Origin of the sequence: Aminobacter ciceronei (assembly GCF_014138625.1) — a bacterium.
GTDB lineage: Bacteria > Pseudomonadota > Alphaproteobacteria > Rhizobiales > Rhizobiaceae > Aminobacter > Aminobacter ciceronei.
The window spans coordinates 39,405-47,365 of sequence record NZ_JACJHY010000040.1; the positions used below are offsets into that span (position 1 = coordinate 39,405).

The window sequence follows — 7,961 nt, forward strand, 5'->3', positions numbered from 1 at the left end:
GGTCCGGAAGTGCACGTTGTCAGCAGGCTAGCACAGCCATCTGGTTTCGCCAGAGCCGCGAGGCTTCGACCTTTGCAGCATGGCCGGTTCTGTGGTTTGGCTGGACAAGCAGGAAGGACATTTGAAATGGCTCAGAGCGAACGCGAAAAGATGGCGGCCGGCGCCTGGTACAACTGCGTCGATGTCGAACTCGACGCACTCCGCGCAGTGGCGGCCGACGCCGTCTTCGAGCACCGCTCGCTACCGCCCGTGGAGCGCGGCGATATCGCGCCCCGGCTACGAACGTTGCTCGGCTCGGCGGGTGAGGGCGCTCGCATCGAAGCGCCGTTCCACTGCGCCTACGGTTTCAACATCCATCTGGGCGAGGGCGTGTTCCTCAATGCCGGCTGCATCATCCTCGACACGGCAACCGTCAGCATCGGCGCGGGCACGATGTTCGGCCCCGGCGTACAGATCTATTGCCCCGAGCACCACAAGGACCCGGTCCAGCGTCGCGCCGGCCTGGAGATTGGCCGGCCGGTCACCATCGGCCGCAATGTCTGGATCGGCGGCAGCGCCATCTTGCTGGGCGGCATTGAGATTGGCGACGACGCTATCGTCGGTGCCGGCTCGGTGGTGACGAAAAGAGTTGCGGCCGGCGCGACCGTCGTCGGCAATCCGGCACGGCTGATTTCTGGATAGAGAAACTATTATTCCTGTCATTGACAGCGCCCCTGCGCGCCGCCATATCGTAAGGCGTTAATGTTCTCAGGGCGGGGTGAAAGTCCCCACCGGCGGTAAGGGTTTTCGAACCCAAGCCCGCGAGCGCTTCCCGGTAACGGGAGGGTCAGCAGATCCGGTGCAACTCCGGAGCCGACGGTCATAGTCCGGATGGAAGAGAACGAACGGGAAAGCGGAGGCGTAAGCCGCCGGGATTCCGTCTCGTGCGTCCTGATTCTGGTTCGAAACGGAAGGATGGACCCATGAATCAGCAATCCCCGAAAGACTTCGATACAACCCGCGTCGCCGTGATCCGTGCGCGCTGGCATGCCGACATCGTCGACGAATGCGTGAAAGCCTTCAGCTCCGAGATCGAGACGCTGTCGGACGGCCGCTTCGCAGTCGATGTCTATGACGTGCCCGGCGCCTACGAGATCCCGCTGTTTGCCAAGACGTTGGCCGAGACCGGCCGCTACCAGGCGATCCTCGGCACCGCCTTTGTCGTCAATGGCGGCATCTACCGCCACGACTTCGTGGCGCATGCCGTGCTCGACGGCATGATGAATGTGCAGCTTCAGACAGGCGTTCCGGTGCTGTCGGCGGTGCTCACCCCGCACAATTACCACGACAGCGCCGAGCATCACCGCTTCTTCTTCGACCACTTCAAGGTCAAGGGCAAGGAAGCCGCCAACGCCTGCGTCGAACTGCTCAAGGCACGCGCCCTGGTCGCCGCCTGAAGTGATCGCGCCGACCCGGCCCTCCTCTCAGGGGAGGGCCGACGACCCTCTGCGATGGCACGTCACACCGGAAGCCAGAAGCTGGCCCTATGCTTCGGAACGCTGCGGTTGCAGGATGCGCAAAGCATCATGCAAGGGGGCTGACATGTCGTCCATTCCACTGCCACTCAAGGGGGCGTGCCGCTGCGGCCGCGTCGAGATCGAGGTGTCAAAAGCGCCGATCTGCACCGCGGCCTGCCATTGTCCCGGCTGCCAGAAGATGTCGTCCTCGGCCTATTCGCTGACGGCGATGGTGCCGGCAGACGGCTTTGCCGTCACCCAGGGCGAAACCGTTGTCGGGGGAGCGCATGGGGAGCAGTTGCACCACCAGTTCTGCGACCATTGCAAGACGTGGATGTTCACCCGTGTCGCCGGTGTCGACTGGTTCGTCAATGTGCGTCCGACCATGCTGGAGGATGTCACGTGGTTCCGGCCCTTCATGGAAACCTTTACCAGGACGAAGATGCCCTTCGCCGCGACGGGGGCTGTCAGGAGCTTCGACGAATTCCCCGAAATGGAGGACCTTGAGCCGTTGTTGCACGAGTATCTCGCCTGGGCGGAAGCGGGCGAGACCTAAGGTGCCCGGCGCGCCAGCGGCGCAAAGCTACTCAGGCCGAGCCAGGCCTGCATGGCGTGGGCGATCTTGTCGTCGCCATCGAGCTCCAACCGACCGGAATCGAGTTCCTGGTTGAGTTTGGACAGGCCCATCCAAACCGATGTCATGCTGCGCAGGGATCCCCTGACCTCGAGGTCGATGTCGAAGCCGGGGTCGGAATTGCAAAGGTCGACTGTCCCGTCGGCGACCACCAGCCACCAATTTTGCTGCGCTTTCGCCACTTCGGGGTACAGAAAGTGAATCGTGCAGCGTTTTGGCGGCAGGGGCTGCGGGTTGAGGTTGCGGCGCATGTCCCACATCAGGAGCGAAGGGTCGAGATTCCTGAGGGTTAGCTGGGATTCCACCCAGCGATGGCCCCAGTCGCCAAGGCCGAGAATGATCGGCCGCAAATCCTCTCCGGCCTCGGTCAGCCGGTATTCGACGCTGCCCGCGCCGCCACGCTCGGTCTGGATCACGCCAGCGCGCTCAAGTTCCTTCAGCCGCTTGGACAGCAGAGCCGGTGACATGCGTGGCACGCCGCGGCGCAGATCGTTGAAACGGCTCGATCCCATCAGCATTTCGCGCACGACCAGCGTTGTCCAGCGGGTGCACAGCACTTCCGACGCCATCGAAACCGGGCAAAACTGGCCGTAACCGCCGCGATCGCTCATCTCGCACCATTCGCAGGAGACCCGGCCTTATAGCGCAAAAGCAGCATGCTCGCACCTAGCCCATAGGGACGATCGGCTCGGCTGGCGATTCACTTCCTGAACTGGACCGGGGCGGCCCTTGGCGCGATCCTTGGCTCTGACCTGCCGGTCAACAGGAGACGACTGATGAGAAGTCTTGATAACGCTGCGCTGGCACGAGCCGGCGTGACTGGTGCAATGCCGATCGATGTGGTCGCTGCGGCTAACGACCTGGTTCCAGCCCTGTCCGAGCGGGCGCGGCAGTTTGACGAAGGCGACATCTTCGTCGCCGACAATTATGCGCTCTTTAAGAAGGCCGGCCTCACCAGCGCTGGCGTGCCGCTCGAACTGGGCGGCGGCGGTGCCGACATCGCCGAGCTTGCGGAAATGCTGCGTATCATGGCGCGGGCTTGCGGCTCGACAGCGCTCGCCTTTGCCATGCACACGCATCAGGTGGCCATCCCCGCCTGGCGCTGGCGCCACCAGAAGGTCGCTGCTGTCGAACCGCTGCTCAAGCGCGTCGCTGCCGAAAACCTGATCCTGCTGTCGTCAGGCGGGTCCGACTGGATCGGTGGTTCAGGCAAGGCCGAGAAGGTCGAGGGCGGCTACCGCATCACGGCGCGCAAGGTCTTCACCTCAGGTGTTGCCGCCGGCGACATATTGATGACCGGGGCGATCACTTGTGCCGACGACGGCAGCGAAAAGGTTATCCATTTCGGCGTGCCGATGCGGGCGCCCGAGGTTCGCGTGATGGACAACTGGCGCACGCTCGGCATGCGCGGCACCGGCTCGAACGACGTCGTCATCGACGGGCTGTTCGTGCCCGATGCGTCGGTCGCCTTTTCGCGCGCGGCGGGCCACTGGCATCCGGTGTTCCAGATCATCGCCACAATTGCCTTCCCGCTGATCTACGCCGTCTATCTTGGCATAGCCGAGAGCGCCCGCGACATTGCTGTCGAGATCGCCAGGAAGAAGCCGGCCAGCGAGACCGTACTCAACCTTGCCGGCCGCATGGACACCGCCCTGCGCGCCGCCCAGATGGCGCATCGTTCGATGATCGAGGAGGTCGGGCGCAACCGCCCGTCGGCGGAAAGCGTCAATGAGGTGATGATCGGCCGTACGCTGGTCGCCAGCCATGGGCTCGAAGTCGTTGAACTGGCAATGGAACTTGCCGGCGGCTCGTCCTTCTACCGCGACAAGGGCCTTGAACGCCGCTTCCGCGACATGCAGGCCGCGCGCTTCCACCCGCTTCAATCCGGCCCGCAGGCGCGATATGCCGGGGCTGTGGCCCTTGGGCTTCCGGTCGACACGATCTTCTGAACATAACTCCCAAGGCAATCAGCCGTCGCGACCAGTCGCGGCGGCTGATATGTAGTGTTCGAACCTTTCGCAATGCGGTACATCTGCACACGTGCATGTTCCCGCGAAGTCGGTTCCGGCTATGGTTAGGCTTCGATCCGCACCCGCTGATCCAGTGTCAGACCCATGTCCGGGCCAACGGTCCTTGCCTCGCGAATGAGTGCCACGACCTCGTTGCGGTAGACCATGCCGGTGTGATCGAACGGCAAGCCCCTGAGGTCCATGCTTGGGATCTGGCCGGGCACTTCGCCGCCGATCGGCTTGCCGTTCCAGCTTTCGCCAAAACCGCCCAGCGCGACGTAGGTGTTGAACGCAACCTTGAACTGCCGATCGAGGACGTCCTCGATCGGCTTGCCCGCGATCGTGATGGCCGTCGCCGTGGCCTCGATGGCAGATGCGTTCAGCTTGATCGTGTAGCGCAGGGCAGAAGAGAAATGCAGGAGGCCGCGCGAAACGAAGGCTGAAGTGTCGACCTTGCTCACTTCTTCCGGCCGCAGCACACGCTTGGCGTTGCTCTGGAGCATGTCGCGGATCTGGGCGCCGGTCATCGTGGCCACGTGCACGCCGTCGGCATAAGGCATGACATCATGCCACTGGCGGAAGCTGAGCGGTCCCTGTGGCAGACCCGAGGTGATGCCCGAAGCGTTGAACAACGCCACGTCGATGCGGCCGCCGGGGAAATCCTCCGAACGCCTGACCAGCGCGTCGTTCATGAAATTGGCAAGCGCGGTCTCGCCAACATAACGATCAGCGAAGGTGCGTTCGTTCGAAACGAGCGTGTCGTCCGGAACCTGGCCGATGACTTCGTTTAGCCTCGTGTCGAGCGCCTTGATCAGCGGTGCCACATGCGTCTGTTCGAAATCGACGTCGTAGTCCGCTTCCTGTTCGAAGGTCTCGTAGCCGGCCTCGCCAGCCTTGACGCGCTGGTCGCGCGCCTTGGTGGGACGCAGGCCGACCGAAGTGAACCAGCCCTTGCGGCCGCTGTCGCTGCGGATCGATATGGCGATCTCGCCGAGATAGGCGCCATGGGCCTGCGCCTGCGTGATCAGCACGCCTTCGACGACATTGTCGGTGTCGATACCCTCGGCGTTGAGCTTGGTGTGGGTATGGGCGCCGATAACGACGATCGGCTTGTCCGTCAGAGGGGCGATGGCCTGGGCGATGGCGAAGTCGCCTTCGCCGACGGTGCGGGCGGTGCCCGCCTTGCCGCTCTTGTGCTGGTCGCCGCCATAACCGCAGTGCGACAGCACAACCACGATGTCGGCGACCGACGCCACCGCCGGCAGCACGTTGCGCACAGCTTCGAGGGGGCTGGCGACCGCAAGCTTCGGGTCGGCGGGCTGGCCGACGCGCGTGTCGACGGATGTGGTCAGGCCGACGAAACCGATTCGCAGTCCCTTCGCCTCGCCGATCACGGCGGCGAAGTAGTCTTCGTCACGCTTCAAGTCCGAGGAACCATGCACGTTTGCCGACAGCAGCGGGAAGCTGGCATCGGTCTCGATACCCTTCTTCAACACGGCAGCGCCACGGTCGAATTCATGATTGCCGAGCACCGCGACATCCACGCCGCCGGCGGAATAGACGCGGTATCCGGCGTCGGCGATGAACTCGTCCGGCGACCATCCAAGCAGTTCGTCGAAGATCGATCCGGTGTGATCGTCGCCACCGGAAACAAACAGCACCACCTCGTCGGCGACGGCGTTGGCGCGTGCGTCCTTCACCTGCTTGACCATCTGCGAGAAGACGTGGGTGTCGCCCTTCTTCGCGTGCATTTCGGTGATGTGGTTGTGCAAGTCGTTGAAATGCATCAGCCGCAGCAGGCGGCGTTCGCCCATTTCCAGCCCTGACATGGGGACGGCCGCGCCCGTTTCGGTCACGATCGCCTTGATCGGCCCGGCCAGCGGGTCGCCCTTGAGCAGGTAGAGCTTTTCAAAGGCGCCGTTCGAATTCGGCGTCGCGGCGATCATGGCAAGTTCACCAGCCGCAGGCGCTGCTTGCGCGCGGAAAACGATGTAGGGAGATATGGCTGCAGTAGCAGCCAGCGCTGCGCCGCCTTTCAGCATCGAACGTCGCGAAAGGCTGCCTTTATGCGTAGTCATGTAGTCTTCCTTGCTGGTCCCACGCGACATGCGTGGACTCATGGCGGGCAGGCCTAGAGTGACCACATGACAGTGCGATGAAGCTCTTGGGAACTAACAAGTTTCCTGCACAGCGTGCCGCAACGACAAGATCGGGGATGGTGCAGCCAGGTTCCGTCTGCGGTGGCTGCTTCTTTCTCTCGCTTGACCCTCACGCGACGTGAGGGACTACTCATCCGGTCCTGCGGAGACATGGTCGGATGACGGCATATGCTGTGAGTGAACTGGCGCGGCTTGCCGGCGTGACGGTCCGGACGTTGCACCACTATCACGACATCGGTCTGCTCACCCCCGTTCTTGTCGGCGCGAACGGCTATCGAAGCTATGGCGAAGAACAACTGCTGCGGCTGCAGCAGGTGCTCATCCACCGCGAACTCGGCATCCGCTCGGCGAGATCGCTGCCATCCTCGATGCGCCCGGTTTCGACCGGCTCGCGTCGCTCAGGCAGCAGCCCGGCGGCTGGAGGCCGAGGCAAGCCGCTACCGCCAGCTTGTCAGGACGATCGACCGCACGATCGCCAAACTCGAAGGAGATCGCGCGATGAAGAATGCCGAACTGTACAAGGGCTTTTCCGAAAAGCAGGCGGAGCATGAGGGCTGGCTGGTCGAGCGTTACGGCGGGCCGATGCGCAAGGCAGTTAGCCATGCGCCGAAGCTCAGCTATGAGCAGAGCAACGCGATGGCCGAGCTGTGCGACATCGAACAGTCACTGGCGTCAGCCATGGAAAAGGGCATCGTGCCCGAGGCGCGCGAACTCGACATGCTGGTCGAGCGCCACCACCGCTGGGTCAGCCGCATGTGGCCGCAGCCTTGTACGATGGATGCCTATGCAGGCCTCGCCGACATCTACGACCATCCCGACTTCGCCCGGCGCTACGAGGCCCACGGCGATGAAGGCCTGGGCACGACGCAAGGCCGCCTGAAGTCGTAGAGCACGCGCCTGTTGGGACTTGCGCCAATGACGGCGATGGGGGTTTCGAGGAAAGCGATGCGCCCGAAAAAGAAACGGGGCGAGGCCTTGCGGCCTCGCCCCTCCGTCTGGGTATGACGCCCCGAACTCAGAACAGTCCTTCGATCTGGCCCTGTTCGTTGAGGAAGATCTTCTCGGATGACGGTGCCTTGGGCAGGCCGGGCATGGTCATGATCTCACCGCAGATGGCGACGATGAAGCCGGCGCCTGCTGCCAGGCGCACTTCACGCACCGGCACGACATGGTCGACAGGGGCACCCCTGAGGTTCGGGTCGGTCGAGAACGAATACTGCGTCTTGGCCATGCACACCGGCAGGTGGCCGTAGCCGGCCTGTTCCCAGGCATGCAGCTGGTCGCGCACCGACTTGTCGGCGATGGCTTCGGAGCCGCGGTAGATGCGCTTGACGATGGTGTCGATCTTGTCGAACAGCTTCATGTCGTCGGGATAGAGCGGCGAGAACTGCGAGGCGCCGCTTTCGGCCAGCTGCACCACCTTGTGGGCGAGCTCCTCGATGCCGGCCGACCCCTTGGCCCAGTGCTTGCACAGGATCGCTTCCGCACCCATCGAGGCGACATACTCCTTCATCGCTGCGATTTCGGCGTCGGTGTCGGAGACGAAGTGGTTCATCGCCACCACCACAGGCACGCCGAACTGCTTGACGTTCTCGATGTGGCGGCCAAGGTTGGCGCAGCCCTTCTTCACCGCCTCGACATTCTCCTTGCCGAGCTCTTCCTT

Annotated in this window: 9 protein-coding genes and 1 riboswitch; of the genes, 6 read left to right on the plus strand and 3 right to left on the minus strand. The window is 63.4% G+C overall.

All coding sequences use genetic code 11. From position 1 onward, the window contains the following. Positions 1-126: 126 nt before the first annotated feature. The 3 genes from HNQ95_RS28885 to HNQ95_RS28895 all read left to right on the plus strand — a co-directional run bounded on the left by HNQ95_RS28885 (position 127) and on the right by HNQ95_RS28895 (position 2,052). The gene (locus HNQ95_RS28885) at positions 127-681 is read left to right on the plus strand and encodes a sugar O-acetyltransferase (RefSeq protein WP_182575814.1); all 555 of its coding nucleotides are present in this window, start codon (positions 127-129) and stop codon (positions 679-681) included. Positions 682-739: 58 nt separating this feature from the next. Continuing rightward, positions 740-886, plus strand: a riboswitch (FMN riboswitch). 76 nt (positions 887-962) lie between these two features. Continuing rightward, a complete protein-coding gene (locus tag HNQ95_RS28890; protein WP_067959252.1) occupies positions 963-1,436 on the plus strand; it encodes a 6,7-dimethyl-8-ribityllumazine synthase in 474 nt (157 codons plus the stop codon). Between the two features lie 145 nt (positions 1,437-1,581). Continuing rightward, positions 1,582-2,052, plus strand: coding sequence for a GFA family protein (locus tag HNQ95_RS28895; RefSeq protein WP_182575813.1), 471 nt, complete (start codon positions 1,582-1,584; stop codon positions 2,050-2,052). Here HNQ95_RS28895 and HNQ95_RS28900 read toward each other — a convergent pair. Then, positions 2,049-2,741, minus strand: a complete 693-nt coding sequence (locus HNQ95_RS28900; RefSeq protein ID WP_067959258.1) for a winged helix-turn-helix transcriptional regulator — start codon at positions 2,739-2,741, stop codon at positions 2,049-2,051. The genes HNQ95_RS28895 and HNQ95_RS28900 overlap by 4 nt on opposite strands. 216 nt (positions 2,742-2,957) lie before the next feature. On the opposite strand from HNQ95_RS28900, the gene HNQ95_RS28905 reads away from it, so the two are divergent. After that, positions 2,958-4,079: an acyl-CoA dehydrogenase family protein gene (locus tag HNQ95_RS28905; protein ID WP_182575831.1), complete on the plus strand. Its 1,122-nt coding sequence runs from the start codon at positions 2,958-2,960 to the stop codon at positions 4,077-4,079. A 125-nt stretch (positions 4,080-4,204) separates the two neighbouring features. Here the strand turns inward: HNQ95_RS28905 and HNQ95_RS28910 are convergent, their stop codons facing one another. After that, positions 4,205-6,217 (minus strand): bifunctional metallophosphatase/5'-nucleotidase, encoded by a 2,013-nt coding sequence (locus tag HNQ95_RS28910; RefSeq protein ID WP_182575812.1) that lies wholly within the window; start codon positions 6,215-6,217, stop codon positions 4,205-4,207. 254 nt (positions 6,218-6,471) lie between these two features. Here HNQ95_RS28910 and HNQ95_RS28915 point away from each other — a divergent pair, with 254 nt between their 5' ends. Both HNQ95_RS28915 and HNQ95_RS28920 read left to right on the plus strand, forming a co-directional pair. Then, on the plus strand, positions 6,472-6,849 hold the full coding sequence (locus tag HNQ95_RS28915) for a MerR family transcriptional regulator (protein ID WP_182575811.1): 378 nt from the start codon (positions 6,472-6,474) through the stop codon (positions 6,847-6,849). Continuing rightward, entirely contained in the window at positions 6,797-7,186 is a 390-nt protein-coding gene (locus HNQ95_RS28920) for a TipAS antibiotic-recognition domain-containing protein (RefSeq protein WP_182575810.1), read from the plus strand. Before HNQ95_RS28915 ends, HNQ95_RS28920 begins: the two co-directional genes overlap by 53 nt. Before the next feature lie 127 nt (positions 7,187-7,313). Here the strand turns inward: HNQ95_RS28920 and HNQ95_RS28925 are convergent. Then, the coding region (locus HNQ95_RS28925; protein ID WP_182575809.1) for a formate--tetrahydrofolate ligase at positions 7,314-7,961 on the minus strand (648 nt) is incomplete at its 5' end.